This is a genomic window from Nonomuraea sp. NPDC050556 (genome assembly GCF_044457355.1).
Lineage (GTDB): Bacteria > Actinomycetota > Actinomycetes > Streptosporangiales > Streptosporangiaceae > Nonomuraea.
The window spans coordinates 1635373-1661611 of sequence record NZ_JBITGU010000001.1 but is presented as its reverse complement, the minus strand read 5'-3'; the positions used below and the strand labels follow the sequence as shown (position 1 = coordinate 1661611).

At 71.3% G+C, this 26239-nt stretch carries 30 protein-coding genes; 12 read left to right on the top strand and 18 right to left on the bottom strand.

Features of this window, described 5'->3' with window-relative positions; all coding sequences use genetic code 11:
- Nucleotides 1-11: 11 nt before the first annotated feature.
- From ACIBG8_RS08435 to ACIBG8_RS08410, 6 genes are all read left to right on the top strand, one after another.
- Entirely contained in the window at nucleotides 12-275 is a 264-nt protein-coding gene (locus tag ACIBG8_RS08435) for an acyl carrier protein (RefSeq protein ID WP_397341941.1), read from the top strand.
- Nucleotides 259-1410, top strand: coding sequence for an acyl-CoA dehydrogenase family protein (locus ACIBG8_RS08430; RefSeq protein ID WP_397341940.1), 1152 nt, complete (start codon nucleotides 259-261; stop codon nucleotides 1408-1410). The genes ACIBG8_RS08435 and ACIBG8_RS08430 overlap by 17 nt, the downstream gene beginning before the upstream one ends.
- Nucleotides 1407-2429 carry an HAD-IIIC family phosphatase gene (locus ACIBG8_RS08425; protein WP_397341939.1) on the top strand — a complete coding sequence of 341 codons (1023 nt, stop codon included), beginning with the start codon at nucleotides 1407-1409 and terminating at the stop codon, nucleotides 2427-2429. The genes ACIBG8_RS08430 and ACIBG8_RS08425 overlap by 4 nt, the downstream gene beginning before the upstream one ends.
- Nucleotides 2426-3280: a 3-hydroxyacyl-CoA dehydrogenase family protein gene (locus tag ACIBG8_RS08420; RefSeq protein WP_397341938.1), complete on the top strand. Its 855-nt coding sequence runs from the start codon at nucleotides 2426-2428 to the stop codon at nucleotides 3278-3280. The genes ACIBG8_RS08425 and ACIBG8_RS08420 overlap by 4 nt, the downstream gene beginning before the upstream one ends.
- A gap of 75 nt (nucleotides 3281-3355) precedes the next feature.
- Nucleotides 3356-3769, top strand: coding sequence for an SgcJ/EcaC family oxidoreductase (locus ACIBG8_RS08415; protein WP_397341937.1), 414 nt, complete (start codon nucleotides 3356-3358; stop codon nucleotides 3767-3769).
- Nucleotides 3770-3820: 51 nt separating this feature from the next.
- Nucleotides 3821-4783, top strand: coding sequence for a sigma-70 family RNA polymerase sigma factor (locus ACIBG8_RS08410; RefSeq protein ID WP_397341936.1), 963 nt, complete (start codon nucleotides 3821-3823; stop codon nucleotides 4781-4783).
- Here ACIBG8_RS08410 and ACIBG8_RS08405 read toward each other — a convergent pair.
- Complete coding sequence (locus tag ACIBG8_RS08405; protein WP_397341935.1) at nucleotides 4759-6024, bottom strand: MFS transporter; 1266 nt, start codon at nucleotides 6022-6024, stop codon at nucleotides 4759-4761. The two genes, ACIBG8_RS08410 and ACIBG8_RS08405, sit on opposite strands and share 25 nt — an antisense overlap.
- Nucleotides 6021-6770 (bottom strand): MBL fold metallo-hydrolase, encoded by a 750-nt coding sequence (locus ACIBG8_RS08400; protein WP_397341934.1) that lies wholly within the window; start codon nucleotides 6768-6770, stop codon nucleotides 6021-6023. Before ACIBG8_RS08400 ends, ACIBG8_RS08405 begins: the two co-directional genes overlap by 4 nt.
- 87 nt (nucleotides 6771-6857) lie before the next feature.
- Here ACIBG8_RS08400 and ACIBG8_RS08395 point away from each other — a divergent pair, with 87 nt between their 5' ends.
- Nucleotides 6858-7433 (top strand): CGNR zinc finger domain-containing protein, encoded by a 576-nt coding sequence (locus ACIBG8_RS08395; RefSeq protein ID WP_397341933.1) that lies wholly within the window; start codon nucleotides 6858-6860, stop codon nucleotides 7431-7433.
- On the opposite strand, the gene ACIBG8_RS08390 is transcribed toward ACIBG8_RS08395, so the two are convergent.
- From ACIBG8_RS08390 to ACIBG8_RS08380, 3 genes are all read right to left on the bottom strand, one after another.
- Nucleotides 7424-8443, bottom strand: a complete 1020-nt coding sequence (locus ACIBG8_RS08390) for a BtrH N-terminal domain-containing protein (RefSeq protein WP_397341932.1) — start codon at nucleotides 8441-8443, stop codon at nucleotides 7424-7426. The genes ACIBG8_RS08395 and ACIBG8_RS08390 overlap by 10 nt on opposite strands.
- Nucleotides 8444-8628: 185 nt before the next feature.
- The gene (locus ACIBG8_RS08385; protein ID WP_397341930.1) at nucleotides 8629-9039 is read right to left on the bottom strand and encodes a VOC family protein; all 411 of its coding nucleotides are present in this window, start codon (nucleotides 9037-9039) and stop codon (nucleotides 8629-8631) included.
- 72 nt (nucleotides 9040-9111) lie between these two features.
- Complete coding sequence (locus tag ACIBG8_RS08380; RefSeq protein WP_397341929.1) at nucleotides 9112-10278, bottom strand: MFS transporter; 1167 nt, start codon at nucleotides 10276-10278, stop codon at nucleotides 9112-9114.
- Nucleotides 10279-10334: 56 nt separating this feature from the next.
- On the opposite strand from ACIBG8_RS08380, the gene ACIBG8_RS08375 reads away from it, so the two are divergent.
- Nucleotides 10335-11294: an ArsR/SmtB family transcription factor gene (locus tag ACIBG8_RS08375; RefSeq protein WP_397341928.1), complete on the top strand. Its 960-nt coding sequence runs from the start codon at nucleotides 10335-10337 to the stop codon at nucleotides 11292-11294.
- Here the strand turns inward: ACIBG8_RS08375 and ACIBG8_RS08370 are convergent.
- Nucleotides 11291-11869 carry an FMN-binding negative transcriptional regulator gene (locus ACIBG8_RS08370; RefSeq protein WP_397341927.1) on the bottom strand — a complete coding sequence of 193 codons (579 nt, stop codon included), beginning with the start codon at nucleotides 11867-11869 and terminating at the stop codon, nucleotides 11291-11293. The genes ACIBG8_RS08375 and ACIBG8_RS08370 overlap by 4 nt on opposite strands.
- Nucleotides 11853-12887 (bottom strand): helix-turn-helix transcriptional regulator, encoded by a 1035-nt coding sequence (locus ACIBG8_RS08365; protein WP_397341926.1) that lies wholly within the window; start codon nucleotides 12885-12887, stop codon nucleotides 11853-11855. Before ACIBG8_RS08365 ends, ACIBG8_RS08370 begins: the two co-directional genes overlap by 17 nt.
- An 80-nt stretch (nucleotides 12888-12967) precedes the next feature.
- Between ACIBG8_RS08365 and ACIBG8_RS08360 the strand changes: the two genes are divergently transcribed.
- The gene (locus ACIBG8_RS08360; RefSeq protein WP_397341925.1) at nucleotides 12968-13393 is read left to right on the top strand and encodes a VOC family protein; all 426 of its coding nucleotides are present in this window, start codon (nucleotides 12968-12970) and stop codon (nucleotides 13391-13393) included.
- An 81-nt stretch (nucleotides 13394-13474) separates the two neighbouring features.
- Here ACIBG8_RS08360 and ACIBG8_RS08355 read toward each other — a convergent pair whose 3' ends face one another.
- The 3 genes from ACIBG8_RS08355 to ACIBG8_RS08345 all read right to left on the bottom strand — a co-directional run bounded on the left by ACIBG8_RS08355 (nucleotide 13475) and on the right by ACIBG8_RS08345 (nucleotide 15828).
- The gene (locus ACIBG8_RS08355) at nucleotides 13475-13768 is read right to left on the bottom strand and encodes an AQJ64_40280 family protein (protein WP_397341924.1); all 294 of its coding nucleotides are present in this window, start codon (nucleotides 13766-13768) and stop codon (nucleotides 13475-13477) included.
- Entirely contained in the window at nucleotides 13719-14942 is a 1224-nt protein-coding gene (locus ACIBG8_RS08350; RefSeq protein ID WP_397341922.1) for a hypothetical protein, read from the bottom strand. The genes ACIBG8_RS08355 and ACIBG8_RS08350 overlap by 50 nt, the downstream gene beginning before the upstream one ends.
- A gap of 202 nt (nucleotides 14943-15144) precedes the next feature.
- Nucleotides 15145-15828 (bottom strand): HAD family hydrolase, encoded by a 684-nt coding sequence (locus tag ACIBG8_RS08345; RefSeq protein ID WP_397341921.1) that lies wholly within the window; start codon nucleotides 15826-15828, stop codon nucleotides 15145-15147.
- A 251-nt stretch (nucleotides 15829-16079) separates the two neighbouring features.
- On the opposite strand from ACIBG8_RS08345, the gene ACIBG8_RS08340 reads away from it, so the two are divergent.
- Nucleotides 16080-16481, top strand: coding sequence for a hypothetical protein (locus ACIBG8_RS08340; protein WP_397341920.1), 402 nt, complete (start codon nucleotides 16080-16082; stop codon nucleotides 16479-16481).
- Nucleotides 16482-16717: 236 nt separating this feature from the next.
- Here ACIBG8_RS08340 and ACIBG8_RS08335 read toward each other — a convergent pair whose 3' ends face one another.
- The 4 genes from ACIBG8_RS08335 to ACIBG8_RS08320 form a co-directional block, all read right to left on the bottom strand.
- Entirely contained in the window at nucleotides 16718-17101 is a 384-nt protein-coding gene (locus ACIBG8_RS08335; RefSeq protein WP_397341919.1) for a hypothetical protein, read from the bottom strand.
- A gap of 213 nt (nucleotides 17102-17314) precedes the next feature.
- Nucleotides 17315-17758, bottom strand: coding sequence for a VOC family protein (locus ACIBG8_RS08330; protein WP_397341918.1), 444 nt, complete (start codon nucleotides 17756-17758; stop codon nucleotides 17315-17317).
- Between the two features lie 61 nt (nucleotides 17759-17819).
- A complete protein-coding gene (locus ACIBG8_RS08325) occupies nucleotides 17820-18845 on the bottom strand; it encodes a helix-turn-helix domain-containing protein (RefSeq protein ID WP_397341916.1) in 1026 nt (341 codons plus the stop codon).
- 46 nt (nucleotides 18846-18891) lie between these two features.
- Nucleotides 18892-19509 carry a TetR/AcrR family transcriptional regulator gene (locus tag ACIBG8_RS08320; RefSeq protein ID WP_397341914.1) on the bottom strand — a complete coding sequence of 206 codons (618 nt, stop codon included), beginning with the start codon at nucleotides 19507-19509 and terminating at the stop codon, nucleotides 18892-18894.
- A gap of 95 nt (nucleotides 19510-19604) precedes the next feature.
- Here ACIBG8_RS08320 and ACIBG8_RS08315 point away from each other — a divergent pair, with 95 nt between their 5' ends.
- Nucleotides 19605-20813, top strand: a complete 1209-nt coding sequence (locus ACIBG8_RS08315) for an FAD-dependent oxidoreductase (protein ID WP_397341912.1) — start codon at nucleotides 19605-19607, stop codon at nucleotides 20811-20813.
- Here ACIBG8_RS08315 and ACIBG8_RS08310 read toward each other — a convergent pair.
- Both ACIBG8_RS08310 and ACIBG8_RS08305 read right to left on the bottom strand, forming a co-directional pair.
- The gene (locus ACIBG8_RS08310; protein WP_397341910.1) at nucleotides 20787-20972 is read right to left on the bottom strand and encodes a hypothetical protein; all 186 of its coding nucleotides are present in this window, start codon (nucleotides 20970-20972) and stop codon (nucleotides 20787-20789) included. The genes ACIBG8_RS08315 and ACIBG8_RS08310 overlap by 27 nt on opposite strands.
- Before the next feature lie 108 nt (nucleotides 20973-21080).
- Nucleotides 21081-22040, bottom strand: coding sequence for a helix-turn-helix domain-containing protein (locus tag ACIBG8_RS08305; RefSeq protein ID WP_397341909.1), 960 nt, complete (start codon nucleotides 22038-22040; stop codon nucleotides 21081-21083).
- An 88-nt stretch (nucleotides 22041-22128) separates the two neighbouring features.
- Here ACIBG8_RS08305 and ACIBG8_RS08300 point away from each other — a divergent pair, with 88 nt between their 5' ends.
- Nucleotides 22129-24381 (top strand): ATP-binding protein, encoded by a 2253-nt coding sequence (locus ACIBG8_RS08300; RefSeq protein ID WP_397341908.1) that lies wholly within the window; start codon nucleotides 22129-22131, stop codon nucleotides 24379-24381.
- Here ACIBG8_RS08300 and ACIBG8_RS08295 read toward each other — a convergent pair.
- Both ACIBG8_RS08295 and ACIBG8_RS08290 read right to left on the bottom strand, forming a co-directional pair.
- On the bottom strand, nucleotides 24378-25211 hold the full coding sequence (locus tag ACIBG8_RS08295; protein WP_397341907.1) for an alpha/beta hydrolase: 834 nt from the start codon (nucleotides 25209-25211) through the stop codon (nucleotides 24378-24380). The two genes, ACIBG8_RS08300 and ACIBG8_RS08295, sit on opposite strands and share 4 nt — an antisense overlap.
- Before the next feature lie 17 nt (nucleotides 25212-25228).
- The gene (locus ACIBG8_RS08290; protein WP_397341906.1) at nucleotides 25229-26188 is read right to left on the bottom strand and encodes an alpha/beta hydrolase; all 960 of its coding nucleotides are present in this window, start codon (nucleotides 26186-26188) and stop codon (nucleotides 25229-25231) included.
- Between the last annotated feature and the right edge of the window lie 51 nt (nucleotides 26189-26239).

Genomic DNA, 26239 nt, shown 5'->3' with positions numbered 1-26239 from the left:
GCAGGAAGAGCGTGAAGCAGGAAATTGACGTGGAGATTCGGGAGTTCCTCGAATCCGCGCTGGGGCAGGACATCGGCCCCGACGACGATTATTTCGCCAAGGGGATCGTGGATTCCCTGTTCGCCCTGGAACTGGTCACGTTCCTGGAGCACAGGTTCGGCTTCGAGATCGACGTGGACGACCTGAGCCTCGACAACTTCCGCACGGCGTCCAGCGTCGCCGCCTTCGTCAGGAAGAAGACCGCCTCGGAGGTGGCCCGTGGCGGGAGCCTCTAGCGACACCGGGATCGGACCGTCGGCCGCCCGCTTCGCGCGCTTCGCGGCCGCGTGCGCCGGAGACTGGGACCGGCAGGGCCGCCTGCCGGAGGACGTCCGCCGCGCCCTGGCCAGGACGGGACTGCTCGGCGCCGACATCCCGGTCCGGTACGGCGGGCTCGGCGGCGGCCAGGCCGACCTGGGGGAGCTCTGCGCCAGGATCGGCGGGGCCTGCAGCGCGCTGCGCGGCCTGGTCACCGTCCAGGCGATGGTCGCGGCCGCGCTGTCCCGCTGGGGAACGGAGGCGCAACGCGCCCGCTGGCTGCCCGGCCTGGCGGCGGGAAGCACGATCGCCGGATTCGCCGCCACGGAACCCGGAGCGGGCACCGACCTGGCCGCCGTGCGCACCCAGGTCCGCGAGGACGGCGACTGGCTGCACGTGACCGGCACGAAGAGATGGGTCACCTTCGGCCGCATCGCGGACGTCTTCCTGGTTCTCGGCGTCTCCGCCGGCCGTCCCACGACCGTCCTCGTCGACGGAGGGCTGCCAGGAGTGCGGCGCGAACCCGTCGAGGGGCAGCTCGGCATGCGGGCCGCCGAGATCGCGCACGTGCGCTTCGACGACGTCCTGGTGCCGCGCGAGAACCTGGTGGCGCCCCCTGGCCTGGGCCTGTCGCACGTCGTGGCCACCGCCCTGGACCACGGGCGGTTCACCGTCGCCTGGGGATGCGTCGGCATGGCCGAGTCCTGCCTGGACAAGGCGGCAGCGCACGCCGTCGGCCGCACCCAGGGCGGGACGGCGCTCGCCGAGCACCAGGTGGTCAGGGCGCAACTCGCGCGCGCCGCCGTGGAGAGCGCCGGGGCGCGCGAACTGTGCGCGCACGCCACCCGGCTGCGCACCGAGCGCACCCCCGACGCCGTGAACGCCACCATCACCGCCAAGTACGCGGCGGCCCGCGCGGCCGCCTCGGTCAGCCGCTCCGCGGTGCAGCTCCTCGGCTCGGCGGGCTGCGAGCCGGACAGCGCCGTCGGGCGCTTCTCCAGGGACGCGCAGGTCATGGAGATCATCGAGGGCTCCGCCCACGTCCTGGAGCTGCACATCGCCGACCGGCTGCTGCGCCGCCACACGCGTGACTTCGAGGAGACCGCCCTATGACCACGACCGTGAAGTGCCTCGTGTGGGACCTGGACGACACCCTGTGGGACGGCACGGTGCTCGAAGGGGACAGGCCTGTCCCGTTCCACGAGGCGGTGTCCGCGCTTCGCGCCCTGGACGAGCGGGGCGTCCTGCACGCCGTGGCCAGCCGGGGCGACCGCAAGCAGGCCATGGACCACCTGGTCGCGAAGGGGCTGGACGGGCTGTTCACGGTGGAGGAGATCGGCTGGGGGCCCAAGTCGGAGGCCCTGCGCCGGATCGCCGACACCCTCGGCATCGGCGTCGACAGCGTGGCGTTCATCGACAACGACCCGCTGGAACGTGCCGAGGTGAGCGCCGCGCTGCCCGCCGTACGGACCTATCCGGCGGAGGCGGCGGGGTCACTGGCCGAGTTGCCGGAGTTCCGCACGGGGCCGGTGACGGCCGAGTCGCGGCAGCGGCGGCTGCTCTACCGGCGGGAGGCCGAGCGCAGGCGGGCCAAGGAGAGCTACGCCGGGCCCCCGGCGGAGTTCCTCGCCACGCTCGGTCTGGAGCTGACCGTGCGCAGGGCCGGGGAGAACGATCTCGTGCGGGCCAGGGAGCTGACCGTGCGTACGCACCAGCTCAACACCACCGGCCGCACCTACGACCTGGCGGAGCTGCGCGCGCTGTGCGACTCGCCGTCCCACCGTGTGCTCGTCGCCGATCTCACGGACCGCTTCGGCGCCTACGGGACGGTGGGGCTCGCCCTCACCGAGGACCGCGAGGACACCCGCTGCCTCCGGCTCCTCCTGCTGTCCTGCCGGGTGATGTCACGCGGGGTGGGACCGGCGCTGATCGGTCATCTGGTGCGGGACGCGCTGGCCGCCGGCCGCCGCCCCACCGCTGAGTTCGTCCCTACGGAGGTCAACCGCGTCATGCTCGTGAACCTGAGGTTCAGCGGATTCGAGGTGTTGAGCCAGACCGGGGACGCCCTGCTCCTCGGCTACACCGGCAGTTCTCCTGCCGCGTCCGGTCCGGTGCGGGTGGTCTGCTCATGATCGGCGTCGTCGGCGCGGGGACCATGGGGGTCGGGGTGGCGCAGTGCGCGGCCGAGGCGGGACACCGGGTGGTGGTGGTCGACAGCGACCCCGCGGCCCTGGACAGCGGGCCCGCGCGTCTGCGCGACGGCGTCCGCATGAGCCGCCTGCTGGGCCGTACGTCCAAGGGCACTGACCAGGGGGTGCGCTGGGTTCGCGACCTCACCGAGCTGCGTGAGGCCGACTTCGTCGTGGAATGCGTGCGCGAGCGGATCCCGGTCAAGGAGGCCGTGCTGCGGAAGCTGGACGAGGTCTGCCCGCCGGAGGCCGTCTTCGCGTCGTGCACGTCCGCCATTCCGATCACGCGGCTGGCCTCCTACACCCGGCGACCCGCCCAGGTCATCGGCACGCACTTCATGAACCCGGCGCCGCTGAAGGACGCGGTCGAGGTGATCAGGTCGCCGCACACCTCAGCCGAGACGCTGCGCCGTACGACAGAACTGCTCGACGCGATGGGCAAGCAGGCGATCGTCGTCCGTGACGCGCCGGGGTTCGTGTCGAACCGGGTGCTGATGGCCACGGTCAACGACGCGGCCCGGGTGGTCCAGGAGGGTACGGCTGACGCGGTGGCGGTGGACCGGGTCTTCCAGGAGTGTTTCGGGCATGCCATGGGGCCGCTGCGCACGGCGGACCTCATCGGGCTGGACACCGTGGTGGACTCGCTGCACGTGCTGCTCGCATGCACGGGCGACACGGGATATGAGCCCTGCGAGCTGCTGGCCGGGCTGGTGGCGGACGGACACACCGGGCGGAAGAGCGGGCGCGGGTTCCATACGTACCGGTCGCTGGAAAAATTCTCCCCGGCGCGATGAGTTTCGGCCGTGCTCCCGGTATGTACTCACGAGCTCGCCGGAAAACCCGGCGAACCGCGTACAAGGGAGCACCCGATGACAGACAGCCGTGTGGACGACCAGGCCGCCATCCAGGCCGTGCTCGCCCAGTCCTACAAGGCGTGGGAGGCCGGCGACGCCGACGGCATGGTCGCCGACTACGCCGAGGACGCGACCGCCATCATGCCCGGCTCGCTGCGCGACAGCCGTGAGGTGATCCGCAAGAGCATGGCGCTGGGCTTCGAGGGGCCGCTCAAGGGCAGCTCGACCTACAACAGGCAGCTCAGCATCCGCTTCGTCGGCAGGGACGGGGCGATCGTCATCAGCGAGTCGGCCATCCTGTTCGCGGGCGAGACCGAGGTGCCGGACGAGCCGCGCCGGGTGAACGCCACGTGGGTCTTCGAGAAGCGCGACGGCCGGTGGCTGATCGCGGCCTACCACAACAGCCCGGTGCTGACGCCTGCGAGCTGACCGCGGGTACGTTGTGGAGCAGGGTTCCGTATGGATGAGATGGGGCGTGGCGTGACTGAGGGCTTCGATCGGCGGATCGAGCCGTTCCGTACGGAACTGCTGGCGTACTGCTACCGGATGCTCGGCTCGGCGCACGACGCGGAGGACCTGGTCCAGGACACCTATCTGCGGGCGTGGCGGGCGCGGGAGCAGTACGACGAGACGCGCAGCTCGCTGCGCACCTGGCTCTACCGGATCGCGACGAACGCCTGCCTGACCGCCCTGGACGTCCACGGCCGCCGGCCGCTGCCGTCCGGGCTGGTGGCCGCGTCGGATCCGCTCGGGCCGCTCGTCCAGGGGGAGCACGCCGCCTGGCTCCAGCCCCTGCCGGACTCGCTGCTGGTCGCGGGCGACCCGGCCGGGGCAGTGATCGACCGCAGCAGCCTGCGCCTGGCGTTCGCCGCGGCCCTGCAGCACCTGTCGGCGCGCCAGCGCGGTGCGCTGATCCTGCGTGACGTGCTCAGCTTCTCCGCGTCCGAGGCGGCGGACATCCTCGGCACCACCGTCGTGTCGGTGAACAGCTCCCTCCAGCGGGCACGTACCCGCCTGAAGGAGGTCGAGGCCCGGCAGGAAGGGGTCGTCGAGCCGTCGGCGGCCGAGCAGCGGGTCTGGGTCGACCGCTACATGAGGGCGTTCGAGCTGGCCGACGTCGAGGGCCTCAAGCGGCTGCTCACCGAGGACGTCGTCATGGAGATGCCGCCGATGCTCAACTGGTTCGCCGGTCGCGGCAACTACGGGCTGTTCATGGAGTGGGTCTTCGAGGCGGCGGGCAAGGACTGGATCCTCCAGGAGATCACCGCCAACGGCGGCCAGCCTGGGTTCGCCGCCTACGTGCGCAGCGGCGACGGGTACGGCCTGCACACGCTCCAGGTCTTCACCGTCACCGCGGAGGGCATCAGCCGGAACTCGGTGTTCCAGGACCCCGACGTCTTCGCGGCCTTCGGCCTGCCTCAACGGCTGGAGCCCCGCCCGTGAGCGCCGGGTGATCGCTTTCTGGCGGCCAGGACCGCCGGGACGATGACGAGGGCCAGGAGGCCGCCGCCGAGGGCGAGGGCCGGGTAGCCCACACCCGCCACGACGAGCCCCGAGACCATCCCGCCACCCGCCCCGGCGACGGCGATGCACACGTCCACCAGCCCCTGCGTCCTGGCCCGCGTGGCCAGCGGCACGGCGTCGGTGACGATCGCGGTGCCGGAGACGACCCCGAGGTTCCAGCCCACGCCCAGCAGCACCAGCGCCACCGCGAACCCCGCGACCGACCCGGCGGAAGCGCTCGCCGCCACGACGCCCGCCGCCAGGAGCACCACTCCGGACGCGGCGGCGACGGTGAGCCTGCCGTACCGGTCGACGAGCCATCCGGTCAGGGGCGACGGCAGGTACATCGCGCCGATGTGCAGCGCGATGACCAGCCCGGAGGCCGCCGCGCCGTGCCCGTGGCCGTGCATGTGCACCGGCGTCATCGTCATGATCGCGACCATGACCACCTGCGTGAGCGCCATGACCAGCACCCCCACCAGGAGACCGGCTCGGACGCCCGCACGCGGCGGCACCGCGTGCGGGACGTCCGGCACCTCCAGGGCGCGGGCCAGCAGCAGCGGGTCGGGGCGCAGCCACACGGTCAGGACCAGGGCCGCTATGCCGTACGCCGCACTGGCCAGCAGGAACGGCCCGGCCAGGTAAGGGATGCCCAGAGTGTCGGCCAGGGCGCCGGTGGGTGCGGCGAGGTTGGGGCCGACCACCCCGCCCAGGGTGGTCGCGACCAATACGGTGGACACGGCCCGCGCCCGGCGCGATGGGGCGGCCAGATCGGCACCCGCGTAACGCGCCAGCAGGTTGGTGGCCGTCCCCGCCCCGTAGACGAACAACGCGACCATCAGCAACACCGCGTTGCCCGCGACCGCCGCGGCGATCACGCCCGCGCTGCCGACGGCCCCGGCCAGGTAACCACCGGCCAGACCTGGCCGCCGCCCGCGAGCCTGCGAGACGCGCCCGACCACGACGGCCGCCAGCGCGGAACCCGCGGTGCCCACCGCGCTCGGCAGCCCGGCCAGGCTCGTGGAGCCGAACATCTCCTGCGCCAGCAGAGCGCCGACGGTCACGCCCGCCGCCAGCCCCGCGCCGCTCAGCACCTGGGCCGCCACCAGGACACGCAGAACCCGGCGCTGAGCCTCGGGGCCGGGGAGCGCCGGGACCAGGACAGGTGCGGAAGCGGTCACGCCAGGTCGAGGCGGTCGGCGAGGCCCGCGGCTGCGAAGGCGGCCAGCAGGGCGTCGCGGCCCTCGGTGAAGTGCGCCCAGCCCTCGTAGTGGACGGGCACCACCCGGCGGGCGCCGAGGATCGCGGCCGCCTCGGCCGCCTGCGCGCTGTCCAGCACGATCACCTCCCCGTCGAACAGCACGTCGAAGCGCGGCGCCCCGGCGAACATGATCGCGGTGTCCACCGGGCCGAACCGCTCGGCGATCTGCCTGACCGCGTCGAGGGAGGCGTTGTCGCCGCTGACGTAGACCGTGGGCAGGTCCTGCCCGGTCAGGACGAAGCCGACGACCTGGCCGGTGACCGGCTCGACGTCCTCGCGGGCGCCGGGGCCGTGAATGGCGGGCACGCCCGTCACGGTGACGACGCCGCCGCCCGGCCGTTCCAGCTCGATCGACTCCCAGTCGGCCAGCCCCCTGGCGCCCTTGCCGAGCCGCTCGCCGCCGCCGGGGGTGGTGAGCGTGAGGGGGACGTCGGCGAGCAGGGCCCGGCCGGAGGTGTCGAGGTTGTCGGGGTGCTCGTCGTGCGAGAGCAGCACCACGTCGACCTCACCGGGTGCGCCGGGGGAGTCCGTGGTCTTGGTCAGGCGCCCGCCGGGCACCTCGTAGTCGCCTGGCCCGTCGAAGGTCGGGTCGGTCAGGAAGCGCAGGCCACCGTACTCGAACAGGGCGGTCGGACCACCGAAGACACGGACCGGGAAAGCAGTCATCACAGGACCTCACGTTTGGGGAGTGGTCTATCCGTGATGGACCCTAGTCGTACCTCACGGATGAGCGCAAGCTGTACCATGAGAGACATGAACGACGCCGTGCTGCCGCCCGCGCCGGGAGCTGACGACTACCTCGCCATCGACTTCGTCAACAGCGCCATCGCGCTGCCCGGCGGGCAGTACGTCGACCTGATCGGCACCCCGGCGGGCACCAACGAGTGGCTCGCCGAGCGCGGGCTCGCCCCGGTCGACGCCGGGGTGCAGGAGATGTGCGCGACGCAACTGCGCTCGCTGCGCGAACACCTCAGGTCGCTGTTCGCCGCCCGCGTGGCCGGGGTGCCCGCCCTGCCGGGGGCGCTGTCTGCCGTCAACGACGCGCTGAGCAAGGCCCCGACGGCCGCGCTGCTGCAGTGGGACGAGAAGAACGGCCCCTACCGGGCGACGCCGTGCCCCACCAACGAGATCCTCGACCGCGCCCTGGCCGCGCTGGCGGCGAACGCCGCCGACCTGCTGACCAGCGAGGACGCCGAGCGGCTCACCGCCTGCGGCTCCAGCCCCTGCAACCGCTACCTGCTGCGGCACGGCCGCCGCCACTGGTGCTCCGTACGCTGCGGCGACCGCGCCCGCGCGGCACGCGCCTACGCCCGCCGCAGTCAGCCCTGACCGAGCGCCCGCACCGCCTCTTCTTCTTGCTGTACGGCCAGCGCCACGCGTTCAGCCACCCGCTCCAGCGGGTCGAAACGCCTGGCGGCGGTGGACACGGCCGACCACCGATCCCCGGCAGCCCGGTACGCGGCCGAGGCTTCGGTGTGGCCGGTCTCGGCGAGGAAGTCGGCGTAGAGCGGACGGCTCGCGCCCGGTGCGGTGTATTCGACCTCCAGGCAGTCGTGCAGCCGGGTCAGCACCGCCTCCCGGTCGGGGAAGCGCCGCGCCCAGCCCTGCCTGCCCGTGGTGTCGGCGAGCTGCGCTGCCAGCTTGCGCATGCCCGACAGCCCGAAGTTGACGTCGAAGGTGTTGCCCAGCACCGGACCGGTGAGCTTGGCCGCCGTACCCCTGATCGCCCCCGCGACGTCCGGTGGCCCGCCCGGCTGCCCGGTGATCTCGATCAGGTGGTGCCGGTCCTTCCTGAGCGCCGACCAGGCGGCCATGAACTCCGCCAGCGGGAGTTCGTGCGGCCCGTCGTCGTCGACGGACACGGTCTCCCCGTCGAGGCCGGTGACCGCGACGTCCACCGGGTCGGGGAAGGGCAGGTCAGGACGCCAAGGGAGCTGGAAGCGGCCGACCCGGCAGATCGCCGGACGTCCGGACGCCAGGGCCTCGCGCAGGTTGCGCTCGGCGACCTTGGCCGAGCCCGTCTGCCTGACCTCGTGCGGGACGGACGCCCGGTCGAGGGCGAGCGGGATCATCGGCGCGGGGTGCGCCTGCGCCACGACGGTCATCGTCGGCTGCACCTGGCCCTGGTACTCGAACACGAAGTACATGAACCCGACCCCGCCGCCCAGCCCGAACACCATCGCCTCGGAAAGGGCGCCGCCGAGGGCGCGATGGAGGAGGGCCGACTCGTGGTGTCGCCGTTCGCCGAGGAGGCGGAGGGCGTGGGTGTAGGTGATGCCCCGGGCTGCGGCGAGGGCGCGGGCCTGCTCGCGGCGGGCGGCGCTGCTGTTCTTCGGCATGGATGTCGGCTCTCCGGCACGGCACCCACGCTGCCCTGCCTACGACGACGCTCATGCGATCAGCGGGCAATGCCAGACCAGCGCGGGCCCGAGGGACCTTGGCCGACGGCGCCAACCGTCCGGCGTGGGCGGCGGTGGCAGCGACGAGGAGCGTGCGCGTCCTGACTCCGCCACCAGGATAACGCCTAGCCGCGCTCGGGCCAGATGATTTCCCCGTCGGTCCAGACGACACCCTTGTTGTGGCACAGGCAGAAGGGGTGGCCGACGGGGTCGGTGTAGACGCGCCAGCCGTAGCCCTCCTCGTCGAGGAAGTCCTGCACCAGGGACGCGCCGAGCGCCAGGACGCGGCTCTGCTCCGCCTCGATGTCGTCGACCTCGAAGTCGAGGTGGAACTGCTTGGGGTGCTCGCTGTCGGACCACCGCGGGGGGCGGTAGTCCTCCACCGGGTTGAAGGCCAGCTCGATCTCGCCGAACTGCACACCCGCCCAGTCCTCGCGGCTGCCCTCCTTGATCGGCCGGCCCGTCACCTCGGCGTAGAAGGCCGCCAGTTTCATCGCGTCCGGGCAGTCGATGATGAAGTCGGTGAGTCGCAACATCCCAAGATCTTACAAGCAGGCGGCCTTGCCGACCCGCTCGTGCCAGTCACCGAGCCCGCTAACAGGAGGGCTCTATGACGTCGCCCAGCGGGTGGCCGGGATCATCGCCGTTCCCGCCGCCACGAACAGGGCCGCCAGGATCAGCCATCCGGCGGGGCCGTGCTGGAGTGCGGTGGCGGCGACCAGGCTTGGGCCCAGGAGGATGCCCGCTGCCTGGCCGGTGCTGAACAGGCCCTGGTAGGCGCCGGGGGAGGCGGGGTCGGCGAGGTCGTAGCTGAGTGCCCAGCTCGCGGCAGTCGAGTAGAGCTCGGCGGTGGTCTGGACGACGGCTCCGGCCAGCAACAGCAGCACGGCGGCGAGTGCGCCCCCGCTCCCGGCGCCGCTGAACAGCAGGCAGGCTACGGCCAGTAGGACGGCGGAGCCCGCGCACACCCGGGCCGCCTTCCTCACGCCGGTGATGCCCCGGCTGGCTCGTACCTGGAAGAGCACGCACATGACCGTGTTGGTCACCAGGACGGCCGCGACCATGACGGGCGGCGCGTCCGTCGCCCGGACGATCCACAGCGGCAGCCCGAACTCCAGCACCGCGATCTGCACGCACAGGACCGCGTTGAGCGCCGTGACCAGCAGGTAGGGCGCGTCGGTCAGCGCGTTGCGCCCGCCGCGGGCCTCCTTCGCCTGCCGTACCGGCTCCGGGACCTTGCGCATCAGGACGGCAGCGACCAGGAAGGTCGCCGCGTCGGCGACCACGACCAGCTCGTAGGCCTGCCGGGTGCCCGCCTGCAGCGCCAGCGCGGCCAGCGCGCAGCCCACCCCGACCCCGGCATTGATCACCGCCCGGATGAAGGCGCGGCCCCCGACCCTGGCTTCAGGCGCGAACGAGGCGGCGACCAGCGTGTTCCGCACCGCCGTCGAGCCCCGGTCGAGGAACGTCACCAGGCAGACCAGCGCCACGAACGGCGCGAACCCGCTGACCTGCGTATACAGCAGCACCGCGGCGCCTTCGAGGACGAGCAGCACGATCAGCAGGCGGCGCGAGCCCCAGCGGTCGGCGAGGCGGCCGAGCGGGATGCCCGCCAGGATCCCGGACAGGCCCGCGGCGCCGAGGCCGAGCCCGACCTGGGCCGGGCTGAGCCCCATCACCTGGGTGAAGTACAGCGCGCTGACCGTCATGAAGAGCCCGTTGCCCACGCAGTTGACCAGGGTGGCAGCGGCGAGCGCGCGAAGGGTGAGCGTCATGCGCAGAGTCCACCCCGCCGTCGAGGCGGCCGGAATCGTGTTAGAGCATGGCTTAAATGGGGGACTTCGCGTTCGACGTTCAGGACCTCGCCGAGATGGCGTTCCGCTACTCACCGCTGTTCGAGACGGTCTACAGCCTCAGCGTGCACTTCTTCCCCGAGCTCCGCCCCGAGCACACGCCGTTCCGCCGCCGCACGGCCGACGCGCTCGGGCGGCTCGACACCGAGGTGCTGCGCGCCCTCTACAGCCACGGGCGGGGCTGGCTGCCGGACTTCGTCACCCCGGCGGGGGTGTCGATCGTCGCCGACATCGCCGGGGAGCTGGCCGCGCTGCGCGCGACCCCGCACGAGGTGGTCGAGCGGCATTTCGACGACGCGTACGGCGGGGCGCCCAGGCCCGACGTGCTCCGCCAGCCGCCAGGACCGCTGCTGGAGCGCATCGCCGCAGCACTGGAGGCCTACTGGACGGCCTGCATCGAGCCCTGGTGGCCGCGTATGCGGGCCGTACTGGACGCCGACCTGGCCCACCGAGGCCGGAGCCTGGCGCGCGGGGGAGCGGCCGGGCTCTTCGAGGACCTCGACAGCCGCCTGTCGTGGTCAGAGGGCATCCTGACGCTCACCTACCCCAGGCGGCTCCCGTTCGACAGCGTCCGGATCGCCGGTCGCGGGCTGGTGCTGCAGCCGTCCCTGTTCCTGCGCGGCGCGGTCACGGCGATCAGCGCCGACTCGACGCCGACGATCGGCTACCCCGCCAGGGCCAGGGGCACGGTCTGGGAGTTCGCGCCGCGGCCCGCTCCCGCCGCGCTGGTCAACCTGCTCGGGGCGACCAGGGCACGGCTGCTGCTGGAGCTCGACACCCCGGTCTCGACCGGAGAGCTGGCGCGGCGCTTCGAGGTGACCTCCAGCGCGATCAGCCAGCACCTGTCGGCACTACACGCCTGCGGGCTGCTCAACCGGGCGAGGGAGGGCCGTTCTGTCCTGTACTTCCGCAGCCCCCTCGCGGACGCCCTGGTCTAGGTCTGCCGCATTTCGCGGGCCAGCGCGGGGTTGGCGTAGCGGGGGTCGGTGCCGAGCGCGTCGATGACCCGCTCGACCACCGCTGGAGGTTTGTCCTGGCTCAGCTTGGCCTTGCCCACCCAGCGGTCCGGGCGCAGGCGGAACCCGGCCGCGCCTGGGGCGATGGAACGCGCGTAGCCGCTGTCCGCCGGCGCGCCTTCGTAGCGGGCCACGGTGTCCATGAGGACCTGGTAGGTCTCCTCGGGGCCGAGGACCTCCGGCCTGCCGTACAGGTGGACGGTCAGGTAGTTGTAGGTGGGTACGGCGGGGCTGATGCCGTACCAGCCGGGCGAGATGTACCCGCCGGGTCCCTGCACGATCATCAGCACCTCGTGCTGGCCGAGCTCGTGCAGCTCGTCGTCGGGCCTGCCGAGATGGCCGACCAGGGACAGCTCAGGACCCTCCTCCAGCAGGACGGGCAGATGTGAGGCGGTCAGCCCACCCGCCGGGCTGACCAGGACGGCCCACGGGTTCTCGCTGATCAGGGCACGGACGCGGGCGGGATCGTCGAGCGTGTAGTCAGGGTTGTCGCGCACGACACGACGATGCCACGCCAGAGCCCGCAGCTCGGTCAGATGGACAGCGTGGCGGCGACGCCGTCCGCGCGCTTCCGCCGCTCGCGGCCCCGGCATAGCGGGTGGCCAGGCGCGCGAAGGCGTCCCTGAGCGCGGCTGGGCCGACGACCTCGATGTCGGCGTCGAACCTGCCGACGCTCGTCGCCAGCCCGATCCACGACCACGAACCCAGGATGAGCCTGCTGCGGTCCGGGCCCAGCTCCTCGACGACACCGTCGCGGACGTAGGGGGAGACGGCCGCGGCGGGCAGGGAGAGGATGACCTCGCCCTGGCAGGGCCAGCCTCCTGAGCCGCCGGAGCCGCGGAACCGGCCGGTCACGAAGGCCGCGACGTCTCCGCCGGGCAGCTCGCGGGGCGTGAAGCGGGGTCCGCCCGGGGTGCGGGGCGTGATGCGATCGGCGCGGAAGGTGCGCCAGTCCTCCCGGTCGAGGTCCCACGCCACGAGGTACCAGCGCCCGCCCCAGGTGACGAGGTGGTGGGGTTCCGCCCGGCGCGGTGCGTCCTGGCCCGCGTAGTCGAAACGCAGAACCTCCCCGGCGCGTACGGCGGCGCCGAGCGACCGCAGCACCCCGCTGTCGACCTGCGGCTCCGGCTGATGCCTGTCGACAGCGGTGATCTGGAGAGCGTCGATCCGGTGGCGCAGCCGGGCGGGCATCACCTGCCGCACGGTGGCCAGCGCGCGGGCCGCCGCCTCCTCGATGCCCGCGCCGGTGGCGGTCTGGAGCGCGATGGCCAGCGCGACGGCCTGCTCGTCGTCGAACAGCAACGGCGGCAACTGCGTACCCGCCTCAAGCCGGTAACCGCCGTCGGGACCCTTGACGGCCACGATCGGATAGCCGAGCTCACGCAGCCGGTCGACGTCGCGGCGCACGGTGCGCGGGCTGATGTCGAGGCGCTCGGCCAGCAGCGCTCCAGGCCAGTCCCTGCGCACCTGGAGCAGCGAGAGCAACGACAGCAGCCGGGCGGAGGTTTTCTGCACCGTCCCAGTATCGCCCCGAGTAGAGGCCACATCCTGACCTCTACTCCTGGGAGCGTGCAGGCAACGAAAGGGAGGACACCATGTCCGTAAAGTCAGTCACCCACCTGAACTTCCGGGGAGAGGCCCGCGCGGCGCTCACGTTCTACCAGGCCGTGTTCGGCGGCGACCTGGCCCTGGTCACCTACAAGGACGCGGGCGACCTCCAGGAACCGGCCGAGGCCGACCAGGTGATGTGGGGCCAGGTGAGCTCCGCCGCCGGGTTCCACGTCATGGCCTACGACGTGCCCGCGCGCCTGCCGTACAGCAGGGGAGAGAACGCGTTCTTCGTCTCGCTGCGCGGCGAGACGGCCGAGGAGATCACCACCTACTGGGAGAGGCTGTCCGACGGCGCGACCGTCGCGCAGCCTCTGGGCCCCGCGCAGTGGGCTCCTTTGTACGGCATGCTGACGGACCGGTTCGGCGTCACCTGGGTCGTCGACGTCGTCACCCCGTACGCCGCGCCCTGACGGCCGTGCGCTCGTGCCGGCGGCGCATCATCGCGGTTCTCCTGGGGACACCCCGTACCCCGGTGAGGTCAGGGCACTGGATCACGACTGACGCGGTCCCCACGCACTCCGGAGCGCCGGTTGCACATCCGATCCGAACACCCCGTGCGTCTTCCCGGCGGGCAGGGTGGGCAACCGGGCCCAGTGCGTCACGGTCTCCTCGCCGGCGAGCCCGTAGGGGAGACGCACGACCCCGTCGGAGTCGACGAAGCAGTCCCTGTGCTCCGTCCCGTCCTCGCTCCGGTGCAGGTCCATGAAGACCATCGGCCGCACCAGCCAGAACTCCTCACCCGGCCCGCCCTCGGCCGGATAGCGTCCCGTGATCGCCGCTGCCACCGGGGTGCCGCTGGTGGGCAGACGCTCCCGGGCATCGACCCACGTCACCGTCGAGCTCAGATCCGTCACCCTCAGAGTATTCCGGTCGAGCGCCCTTCGGCCGGTCTCCGGAGTTCCTTGCGTGAGGTGATGCCGAGCTTGGCGAAGATCTTGCGCAGGTGCCACTCGACCGTGCGGGCGCTGAGGTACGGTGCCTGGCCCGTTCCGCGAAACCGTCGGCGCCCATCGAGGCGAACTCCTCGAACGCCTGCTTCAGCTGGCCGCGCGCGTCCGATCGGCGACGTTCGCGGCGCAGCCACTCGCCGTACAGCAGCCGGGTACGGGCCAGTTCGAACTGGTCGACGGCCTCGGCGTAACAGCGGTCGGCCTCCTCCCCGTCGCCGAGCTGGGCTCGCAGCCCGGCCGCCCATTCCAGGTCAGAGCCCGCCGTGTACCCCTCAAGGCGCACCAGGGCCGATGCGGCGACCGCGGTCGCTCCGCTGCGCACCGCGGCCTCGATGAGATCGGGCAGCGCCTGCGCGGTGAACGGGCCGAGCTCGCCGGTCGCCGCGCGCCGGGCCGCGGCCGCGGCTTCCGCGTAGTGTCCGAGACCCAGGTGGAGCAGCGCGGTGGCCCGGTCAGTGAAGTACAGGCCGAGGCCTTCCCCGCGCGCGGCCGCTTCGGTGACCAAGCTGATCCCGGCCAGTCCACTGCCCAGGTCGAGGCGTCCTGCAAAGTCAGCGCCGCCGTCGCCCGATCGGCGGGTTAGCCGGCCTTCGACATACCGCTGACCAGACCCGTGCAATACCCGCGCGGCGACCGTCGCAGCCACAGCCTCGAAATCGTGCTTGCGTCCATCGAACCGGCGGTGGACCGCCTCCAAGTCGGCAGCGTCCGGGCTCCCTGTAACCGGCCTTTGGTCGCTGGCCTTGCTGATCCGCGATCTGGCCATGCGCCGGCGCACCCTGGGAAGTGCAGAGTTGCCGTCCTTGATCCACTCACGCCAGGCGTAAGGCGCGTGCTTAAGGACCTGAACAGGGGTCAGTGGGCTAACCCCGCGGGCATGGATCCACTCCCAGGACACGACATCGTCTTTCGCGGTGAGGTCGATCAGCGCGATGTCGTACAAGTAGTTGATGAACGCGGTGGGCCTGGGCAGCGTCTGCCGTCGCCACCACACCGGGGACATCGCCACCCTCACCACCGTCCTGGCCGATCGCGGCCTGATCTTGCACGGCTTCGGCGCCAAAGCCAGCGGACTGGGCCGCTATGCGCCTGCCCTTGGCTCAGCCGATTCCATGGCCTGGAGTCTTCGAGGGCGCTACCTGCCCGGCTGCACGCCCAGCCATCAGAGCGAATCCAACTGCCTGCGCTTCGCCTTGGCTTGGCGCGAGCGGCTACTGGTCCAACAGCACCTTGATCGCCCCGACGGTGTCGGTGACGACGTGATCGGGCCGCAGTCCTGGCGGTGCCGGCAGTCCTGGCAGGTCTGGCAGTCCTCGCCACGGTCGAACGCCCCGGTCGATCCAGATCGTTCTCAGCCCGGCGAAAAACCCGCCCACGATGTCCTCGAAGGGATCGTCCCCGATCATCCAGCCGCCGTCGCGCACGTTCGCCTCGCACCGCCGCGCGGCAATCTGGAACAGCTGCGGACCCGGCTTCTCGCGCCGCTCCTCACCGGAGATCGCCCACCCGTCCACGACGTCGACCAGCCCACTGCGGTAGATCTTTCCCCTCTGGTGAGCAGCCGTCCCATTGGCCACGATCCCGACCCGCCACCCGGCCTTACGCAACCGCCGCAACCCGCGCAGCACCGGCCGAGGACAGACCACCAACTCCGGCATGCGCGCCCGGTAGGCATCCCACAGCATGTCAACCGGCTCGACCAGCCCGAACCGCTCATGCACCGCGGCGAAGAACTCCTCCGTGGACAGCGTCCCGTCGGCATCCAGCTCGATCATCCAGGCGGCATCCTCCTTGCTCAACCCCCGCCGCCCGGTGAACTCGGCCACCCAGCGACGGAAGCCATCCAGCCGATCGACGAGCGTGTCGTCCAGGTCGAAGAGCGCCAGCTTCTGCACGATCACCCACCTTATGACGATCTTCCCGGCTATGCCCGTCCGTGGATCGGCAGTATGTGCACCGGCGCCGGGGCACTCGACCTTGCCGTCATGGACGTCCACCACGCTCGGCCCGCAACGTCACGAACTCCTTGCCGCCGAACTCCCGGTGCTCGGTGACAAGGTGGAGCAAGAGTGGGAGGCCCGGTGCAGGTCGCTGAAGAAGGGCATCGCGGGCGTGATCAGGAAGCAGGACCGTCTGATCACGCAGATTGGAGACAACGACCCGCTTCACCGAGCTGGAGACCGATCGTCGCGCCAAGTGCGTGGAGCTCTCCGAGGCCGAGGCGAACCCGCCGACGCGAGATCACCAGGTCGACCTGCTTCACAAGATTCCCATGCTCCAGAGCCGGCTCGCCGAGCTCCGTGACGCACACCAGCGCAAGCTGTTCGCGGCCTTCCATCTGGAGGTCCGCTACAACGACACCACGCAGGTCGCCCTGCTCAGAGGCAGTCTGGACGCGGAAACAATCGAAGAAGTAGCCGCTATGTCAGAACACATCCCCGGAAACCACAACAGCCGCCCGCAGGTTGCGGACGGCTGCGCCGTAGATTCTCTACGTGCCCCCGGGGTGACGGTTGTGCGTCGAGGGTTGGGGCCCGCCAGCTCTTAGCGGTGAAGGCTTCACGCAGGTGCCACTGGACGGTGCGGGGCTCAGGAAGGCGCGCGCGGCGATCTCCGGGTTGAACGGCCGCCGCGTAAGTGATCCGTGGTTCTAGCGTGGCGCGCGTCGATGGTGCTTGCGGCACCCCGGGCGGCTCGCGGCCATCCAGGGTCCGCTGCTGCCATCGGAAAGTCCCACTTTCTGCGCGCGCCCAGAGGGGCTGACTGTGCCAGGTGCGTTGCGGGCTAGGGGATCGCTACGAACACCCACTCTGTGGAGGGGTACTTCTGCACCTCGTAGCCCTGCTTCCCGTAGTAGCCGTCGCCCTCGGAGCACTTGGCCGAGGAGATCTGGCCCGCCCTCAGGACTACGGCGCCGCGTCGGTAATACGTGGGCCAGCCGTTGCAGTGGACTCGCGCACGCAAAGCCCAGCGGCAGTTGTTGGCGGCGGTCATACCCGCTCTCACCCCCACCACGTTGCCCCAGGACGTCCTGACCGCCGTGATCGGCACGGCGCAACCGCCGCCGCTGACCTCCGCGCCGGGGTCGGCGTGGGCTGGGGACGCGGTGGTCACGGTGAGGAGTCCGGCGATGAGGCATGCGGTGATCGGCGCGATGCGGGCGTTCATGCGGGGCTCCTTCGATGGCGCTGACGTCAGTCCAAGGAGGAACGTAGATCGCCCGGCTATAGATGCGATATGTGGCAGCCGGAACCCTGCCGAGTCGGCTGTCGGGTCGTTGACGAGGCGGAAGCGTGGATGAGGCCGTTGGTGGCGGCCTCATCCACGCTGGCTACGTCTCGGGCTGGGAGGGGACAACCGCCCGGGGGGAGGAGCGGGCTCCTACCTGCAAGCCTCCTCCAAAGCCTTGACGTCGATCTTGGTCATGCCGAACATGGCCTGGCTCGCGCGCTGGGCGATGTCGCGGTCCGGGTCGGCCAGCAGTTCGTTCAGGCGCTTCGGGATGACCTGCCAGGCCAGGCCGTACTCGTCCGTCAGCCACCCGCACGGCCCGGGCTTCGCGCACAGGGCGTCCCAGACCCTGTCGACCTCCGCCTGGTCGGGGCAGTCGATGTACAGGGAGAAGGAGTCGCTGAAGGTGAACTGCGGGCCGCCGTTGAGCGCCATGACCTTCTGCCCCTCGATCTGGAAGCTCACCAGCATCGCGGAGCCGTCGTCGTTGCGCTTGACGTCAAGGATCTTCGAGTCGTTGAAGATGGACACGTAGTGGTGGGCTGCTTCTTCGGCCTGGTTGTCGAACCACAGGTACGGAGTGATCGTCGGCATTGCGGGGTCCCTTTCGAGGAAGTGGTGCTGATGACCGGAATCCTCCATGGGCAGGGGCGGCTCATTCTTGTGCGTGAGCGCCGTCCGGTTGACCGTGGACGACAAGATGGCGAGAGCCGGTGGGTGTTTCCCCGAAGGTTCGGTGGAAAAGTCTGCTGAAGTGGGCGGAGTCGGGGAATCCCCAGCGCGCCCCGATGGCGCTCACGCTCTGGTGGCGCAGTGCCGGTTCTGCGAGATCGGCTCGGCAGCGTTCAAGGCGGCGTTGCCGGATGAATCCGTGCACCGTGATCTGCTGCTCGGCGAAGAGCCGCTGCAATTGCCGTTCCGACAGGTGATGTGCGGCGGCGATCGTCGTCGTGGACAGGTCCGCGTCGCCCAGGTGCTGTTCTATGAATGCGCGTACGCGCAGCAACACGGCGCGGTTGCGTGATTCCGGTGACCATTCCGGTGGCTCTTCGAGTTGTTCGGAAAGGGCGGCGGTCAGCAGGTCGACCAGCGCCGCCGAGGCCCTGCCCAAGGTCGCGGCCTGGTATTTGCCGAAGTCCCTGGTCACCCGGTCCAACGTGGCGACGAGCAGGCCACCGGCGTCCTGCCCGCCCGGGATCGCCGCGGCCGAGAGTTTCTCGACGTCTTTCGGCCGGAAAGGCAGAGCGCTTCGGGGAAGGTGGATGACGGCGTGCCTGTACGCCACGTCGGCGCTGATCTGCCGGGCCTCGTAAGGGCGGCTGTAGTCGAGAACGGCGAATCCGCCCGGCGACAGCCGCGACGTCCGGCCGTCCTGGGATATGAGAAACTCCCCACTGATCGCCGCGAACACCCGGTAACTGTCGGCGTCGTCGAGACGGAGATGCGTCCTGGTACGGCTCGCGCTGTATCCGGCGCTGGCTTCCACGCGCCCCAGGCGGGCCGGGCCGAGGACCGAGACCGTCATGCCGATCCGCCCCCGCACCAGATCGGAACTGGGGCCGACCTCGAAAGCGTGGCCGAAGGTGGAATGCAGCTGGTGCAGTAATCCCTCCCTCCACTGCTGAGCGGACAATCCCCGAGGCAGGGTGTCGCTACTGAAACGAATGAGCGAGGGGGTCACGAAGCTCAGCGTAGGTCCACATATTTGGAGCGTCCAGAAAGACTCTTCACGACAGGTCCGCCGTGATGAGGTCGGCGTCGAGAGGGACGCCAGGGAGCGGGGTGGCGCCTCCGGGGCGCAGGCCGTCCAGGAGGGTGGCGAGCAGGCGGGCGCGAACCGCGTCGTCGAGCTCGCGGGACACCGACGGCAGCGGCCGGGTCAGCACGGTCAGGAACATGACCAGGTCGGCGGCGCTCACGTCGGCGCGCAGCGCCCCCTCGGCACGGGCGGCGCCGACGAGGGTGTCCAGCGCGTCCAGGAGACGGGTCCTGGCCTCGTGGAACTCGGGGCCGGTTGTCACGTGGCGGCCCAGGATCGGCAGCATCGCCACGATGCGCCGCTCGACGACCCCCCGGGCGAAGGCGGCGAGCGCGTGCGCGGCCGACGGTTCCTCGGCCAGGACGTCGGTGGCGAGCGCGGCCACTTGCGCCATGTTGTCCACCACGACGGCGTCGACCAGGTCGGCGCGGGCGGGGAAGTGGCGGTACAGGGTGGCGTTGCCGACGCCCGCGCGCGTGGCGATCTGGTCGAGGGGCACGTCCGGCCCCTGGTCGAGAAAGGCCAGGTGCGCCGCGTGCAGGATGTGCTGCCGGTTGCGCCGGGCGTCGGCGCGCAGCTCCTTCATTGGCCTCTCCCGATCTAAGCGTGGACATGTTCCCCGGTTATGTTACTGTGCTCCAAAAACGGGGATTTACTCCCCATTTCATCCTGGAGGGTCGGATGGGATCGACGGCGTGCGTGGTGGCCGGGGGTGGCCCGGCGGGGATGGTGCTCGGACTGCTGCTGGCCAGGTCGGGCGTGGACGTGACGGTGCTGGAGAAGTACCCCGACTTCCTGCGCGACTTCCGCGGGGACACGGTGCACGCCTCCACCCTCAACCTGCTGGACCAGCTGGGCCTCGGCGACCGGTTCGCCGCCCTGGAGCAGCAGCGCGTGCGGCGGCTCACCATGGAGTTCGACGACGGCGTCATCGGCGAGGACTTCAGCCGCCTGCCCGGACGCCACCAGCACCTCGCGCTCGTCCCGCAGTGGGACTTCCTCAACCTGCTGGCCGAGGCGGCGGCGGAGTCGCCGCACTTCCACCTCAAGCAGAACGCCGAGGTCGACGGCCTGCTCCGGCGCGACGGACGCGTGTGCGGGGTGCGTTACACCGACAAGGACACCGGCCAGGCGGGCGAGGTGTCTGCGCCGCTCGTCGTGGCCGCCGACGGGCGGCACTCGACCGTGCGCGACCTGCTCGGGCTGCGGCCGCGCTCCTTCGCCGCGCCGCACGACTGCCTCTACATGAGGATCCCGCGCCTGGAGGGCGACCCTGACGGCACGTTCCTGCGTTTCTCCTCCTCGGGCGGGCTCATCATGATCAACAGGGGCGACTACTGGCAGGCGGCTCTGCTCATCGCCAAGGGGACCGGGCGTGCCGACGACGGGGAGTGGGCCCGGCGGACGATCGCCCGGCTCGCGCCGTACACCAGCGACCGGATGGCCGCGATCGGCGCCCGCGACATCAAGGTCCTGGAGATCCGCATCGACCGGCTCGCGCGCTGGTGGGCGCCGGGCGCGCTGCTCATCGGGGACGCCGCGCACGCCATGTCGCCGATCGCCGGGGTGGGGATCAACCTGGCCATCCAGGACGCCGTCGCCGCGGCCCGGATCCTGGTCCCCTCGTTACGGCGTGGCCGGGTCGCGGAGAGGGAACTGGCCCGGGTGCAGCGCCGGAGGCACTGGCCGACGTTGATCACCCAGGCGGGGCAGCGCGTGGCCCAGGAGCGTTTCGTGGCCACCGGTGAGGACGTCCCGCTGCGCCTGCCGCAACCGTTGCGCACCCTGCGGCACTGGCGGGGGTTCCCGCACGTGCTGGGCAGGGTGGTGGGGCTGGGGATCCGGCCCGAGTACCTGACCGGTTCACTGGAGCCGCTGAGCCACGGGTGAGCGGATCTTCGTCTGGGTCAGCGCGGCCACGACCCTGGTGACGACCGCGGTGTCCGTCCTCGTGATCGTCGATCCGGCGATCGCGCTGCCGGAGGGCTCAATGGTGACACCGGCGGTGGAGTCGTGCGCCCTTCGATCGCTGCTGGCCCGCTGTTCCACTCCTGGTCTGGGTGTCCGGTCTCTTCCAAGCCGGTGACGCGCGCGGAACGGCAGCGCCGCCACTTTCGCGGCCGTAGTCCTGGCGCTGGTGGCGTTCGCCTCAGCCGGTCATCGGCCGCTGCGAGAGGATGACTCCCGGTACTCCCGGGGCGTCACGCCGTAGGCCTGCTTGAACAGGCGGCTGAAATGGGTGGCGTTGGTGAACCCCCAACGCCGCGCGACGGCCTCGATCGTCAGGTGTCGCGCTCCCGGCCGCGTCAGTGCCTTGCGGCATTCCTCGAGCCGCTGGGTTCGCACCCAGGTGGCGAGGGAGATGTCCGCCCGCGCCATGACCGCGTAGAGCTGTCGGATCGAGATGTGGTGGGCGTGGGCGATCCGCGCCGGGCTGAGGTCGTGGTCGGACAGGTGCGCCCGCAGGTACTCCATGATCCGCCGCTCCAGGGTGGTCTGCAGCGGCTCCGCTGCGAGCCGGTCGTCGCCCAGCCGGGAGGTGATCACCGCGCGCAGGAGGTCGATGCTGGGCTGGGCGAGCCGCTCCTCGCGGCCGAGCTGCCGCTGGCTGTCGGCCAGGCGGGTGAAGTAGGTGGCGGCGAGGCCTGCCACCGGATCCTCGCTGCCGAGCCGTACCGCGGTGATCTGCTCGATCGCCTTCTGCGGCAGCGCCAGCTCGCCGCACGGGATGCGGAAGAAGTGCTGGTGGATGCCGGTGGGATTGACCAGCGTGTAAGGGATTCTGGTGTCGTAGAGCGCCAGGTCGCCGGGGTTGAGCACCGCCTCGCGCGCCCCCTGGACCACCATGCTGGAACCGGAGAGCTGGAGGCTGACGAACACCGAGGGCTCCAGGTCGTCGCGGACGAGCGGCCGGGTCCTGGACACCGTCGTGGCGTTGGAGCGCACCGAGCAGATGTTCAGCGCGCCGAGCTGGGTGATGGCGCCCACGGCCGAGATTCGCTCCTTCACGGGATGGTGCTCGATCTCGACCCGGACGACCTGGCGCCAGATGACGTCACGGATCGCCTCGGCCCGTTCGGCGGGAGCCACGACGCTGGAGTCGATCACTGTGGCCACGGGGCTCCCTTCGAGAACGTGCACAAAGAGAAAAGAAGTCTGCAGCGCCAGTCGGGCCGGAAAGCCGCATCCATCGTAACTTCGCGGGATGATCGGAGCAGACTTCGGAGCGTTGTTACGCGGCTTCCGGCATGCGGCGAAGCTCACCATCGAGGAGCTGTCCCACGCCTCCGGCGTGAGCGTGCGCGCCATCGGCAACATGGAGCGCGGGGCCAGTCGCGGCCCGCAGCGCCGTACCGTCCAGGCTCTGGCCAGGGCGCTGGACCTGACGCCGCAGGCGGCCCAGGAGCTGACAGAGGCGGCGAGCGGCGGCCGTCCGCGCTCGGCCGTCACGGTCGGCGGCGCGTGCGAGTTTCCCCGTGACATGGGCGATTTCACCGGCCGTACGGCGGAGCTCGACGTGCTGGACGACCTCGCCGACGGCGTCCGGGCGGGCGGCCCGGCGGTGGTGGTCACGATCTCGGGGCCAGCGGGAATGGGGAAGACGTCGCTCGCCGTACATGCCGCAGAACGGCTGGCCGGGCGGTTTCCCGACGGCCGCCTGTATGTGGACCTGCGCGGCATGGACGCGCTCCCGCTGGCCCCCGCGACGGCGCTGGCGCGGCTGCTGAAGGGGCTCGGGGTGGCCGAGCGGAGCATCCCCAGTGACGAGGCCGAGCGGGCCGGGCAGTACCGGGCGCTGCTGCGGGAGCGGCGCTGCCTGATCGTGCTGGACAACGCCGCCGGTGAGGCCCAGGTGCGGCCGCTGCTGCCAGCGGCAGGACCGGGCATGACGCTGATCACCAGCCGCCGCAGCCTGGCAGGGCTGGAAGGGGTGCGCCAGATCCCGCTGGCCCAGCTGCCGGGCGAGGAGGCGGCGGCGCTGCTGGCGGCCATCATCGGCAGGGAACGGGCAGGAGCGGACCCGCGCGGGCTGGCCGAGGTCGCACGGTTGTGCGGGAACCTGCCGCTGGCCGTACGGATCGCGGGCAACCGGCTGCAGAGCCGTCCCGGCTGGGACCTGGGCCAGCTGGCCGGGCGGCTCGGCGACGAGGAGCGGCGGCTGGAGGCGCTGGCCGCCGGGGACCTGGCGGTGGCCGGCGCGTTCCACCTGTCCTACCGCCAGCTCTCGCCGACGGCGCAGCGGGTCTTCCGTCGCCTGGCGCTGGCCGCTGCCCCGGACTTCGGGGTGCCGCTGGCCGCGGTCCTGGCCGAGCTCGACGTGTGGGAGGCGGAGGACGCGCTGGAAGAGCTGGTCGAGCTGGGGCTCCTGCAGTCACCGTTCGCGGCGCGCTACCGCTTCCACGACCTGGTGCGCCTGTACGCGCGTGCCCGGCTGTCGGAGCAGGAGCCGATCGAGGAGCAGCGGTCCGCGCGGCGGCGGATGGAGAGCTGGCTGCTGGACGTGGCGGTGGTCGCCGGTCGCTGGTTCGAGCCCGGGTTCGGCGCACCGCCCCCGGGCTGGAACGCGGTGATCGCGCTGGAGGGCGCGGATGAGGCCGAGGCGTGGCTGCGGAGCGAGAGCGAGGCGTGGCTGGCGGCGCTGCGGGCGGCTTCGCGCGATGGGGAGCACGCGCGGGTGGTCGAGGTGGCCGAGTCGATGCACTGGTTCTCCGACCGGTGGATGCACTGCGGGTTCTGGCGGGAGGTGTTCGAGAGGTCGTCGGCCGCCGCGGGAGCGCTGGACGATCCGGGGCTGCAGGCGGTGCACCTCAACTACCTGTCGTGGGCTCTCAGCATCACCGAGCGGCGCTTCGCCGACGGCGAGCGGGCCGCACTGGCCGCGCTGGAGCTGGCGGAGAAGGCCGGTGACGTGCGGCAGATGGGCTGGTCCCTGATGTACGCGAGCTGGGCGCTGCGCGACCTCGGGGGTACGGACGACCTGCGGGGCGCCGTCGAGCACGCCATGCGGGGCGCCGACCTGCTGGCGCGGGAGGGCGACGCGGAGGGGTATGCGCAGGCGGTGCTGTCGGCGGCCGACTGCCTGTCCCGGCTGGACCAGGTGGAGGAGGCGCTCGCCCTCCTGCGAGAGCTGGCGGCCGCCCTGGGCGACCCGTCGTACGGCGGGTCCCCGGCGATCATCGCCTTCAGCCTGGGCTCCGCCCTTGACGGGCTGGGGGACGCCTACAGCTCGCTGGGCCGCTGGCCGGAGGCGGTCGAGCACTACCGGCAGGCGCTGCCGCAGCTGCGGGCCCACCCGATCGTCCGGAGCATCGGGCGGACCCTGCGCCACCTGGCCACCGCGCTCGATGCGACCGGTGAGCCGGAAGCGGCCCGGCAGGTTCTCCTGGAGGCGTACGAGATCTACACCGCCGCCGGTGAGAACGAGCTGGCGGCCGCGGTGAAGGCGGACCTCCCCTAGACGAACCGCCGCACGAACGCGAGAGCCGTACCGCAGACCTCGCGCCAGCCGCTGTCGATGGTGAGCGAGTGGCCGCGGCCGGGCATCTCGACGATCTCGGTGACCGCGTGCTCGTTGCGCGCCTGCTTCTTGTAGGAGGCGTTGGTGATGGCCCACGGCACGGTGTGGTCCTTCTCCCCGGAGATGAGCAGCAGCGGCCCGCGGTGCTCCGCCGTACTGTCGACCTTGGTCTCGCTCCACGGGTTGAAGTTGGCCACCGCCGCCTGGAACAGGGGAGCTCCCGGCGCGGGTACGGAGAACTCGTCGTACAGCTCCCTGGCCTCCTGGTCGGTGAGGGCGTTGGCGAAGGCGTAGCGGAACTGGTCGTAGGTCAGGGGCACGGCCCGGTGGATGTTGGCCGGGTTGGCCAGCACGGGGGCGGCGGCGCGCAGCGAGGAGACCGGCAGCGGGAGCACGCCCTGGAACGGCGCCGGGTCGATCGCCACGCTGACGCAGGCCAGGCCGCGCCCGGCGAGGATCTGGGTGAGCAGCCCGCCGAAGGAATGGCCGACGATGACCGGCTTGCGCTCCAGCTTGCTGATGAGGCCGGTGAAGTGGTCGGCGACCTGGCCGACGGTCTTGTGCGCGAACACCTCGGGGTGCTCTTTGGCCTCGGCCACCGTCTCCGGGTCGTCGGGCCAGCCGGGCAGCACCGGGTGGAACCCGGCCTCGGCGAACACCCCGGCCCAGCGGTCCCAGCTGCTGGGCAGCAGCCACAGGCCGTGGACGAAGACGACGGGGACACGGCCGGACGCGTTGGCGGCCTCGATCTGGGCGAGATCATGCGACATGCGGTTGTCCTTTCAGGTCAGGCGGAGCGCAGGGCGTGGCGCAGGATGGCGATGGCGAGGTCGATGGCCGCCTGGGCGGCCCGCGTCTCGCGCAGGGCGTTGAGCATGACGAAGTCGTGGATGATCCCCTGGAACCGCACCGCGGTCACGGGCACCCCGGCCGCGCGCAGCTTGTTCGCGTAGGCCTCGCCCTCGTCGCGCAGCACGTCGGCCTCGGCGGTGATGACCAGGGCGGGCGGTAGGCCGGTGAGTTGCTCGGCGGTGGCGCGCAGCGGGGATGCGGTGATCTCGGCGCGGTCCCGCGGGGAGGTGGTGTACTGGTCCCAGAACCACCGCATGCCGTCCCGGCGCAGGAAGTAGCCGGTGGCGAACTGCTCGTAGGAGCCGGTGTCGAAGGCGGCGTCCGTCACCGGGTAGAACAGCACCTGCTGCCGCAGCTCGATCCCGCCGCGCTGCTTGGCCATCAGCGTCAGTGCCGCGCTCATGTTCCCGCCGACGGAGTCTCCCGCCACCGCGATCCGGTCCGGGTCCAGCCCCTTGGTTCGTCCTTCCGCGACGATCCAGGTGGCGACCGTCCAGTTCTGCTCGATCGCCACCGGGTAGCGGTGCTCGGGCGACAGGTCGTACTCGGGGAACACAACGGCCGCGCCCGTTCCGACGGCCAGCTCGCGCACCAGCCGGTCGTGGGTGTGCGCGTTGCCGAACACCCATCCCGCACCGTGGATGTAGACGATGACGGGCAGCTCACCCACGGTCCCCGCGGGTTTGACGATGCGCGCCCTGACCTCACCGGTCGGGCCTCCGGCGATGGTCACCCACTCCTCGTCGACGGCGGGCATGCCGATCGGGCCCGACTGGACGTCGTCGACGGCCTTGCGGCCCTCGCTCGGCTCGATCTGGAAGAGGTAAGGGGGCTGGGCGGTGGCCTCGGCGAAGGCTTGGGCCGCGGGCTCCAGGACAGGCTTGCTCACGATCACTCCAGAAACGCTTGGGGGTTACGTGATCCATGCAAGCAACGCCGGCCATCG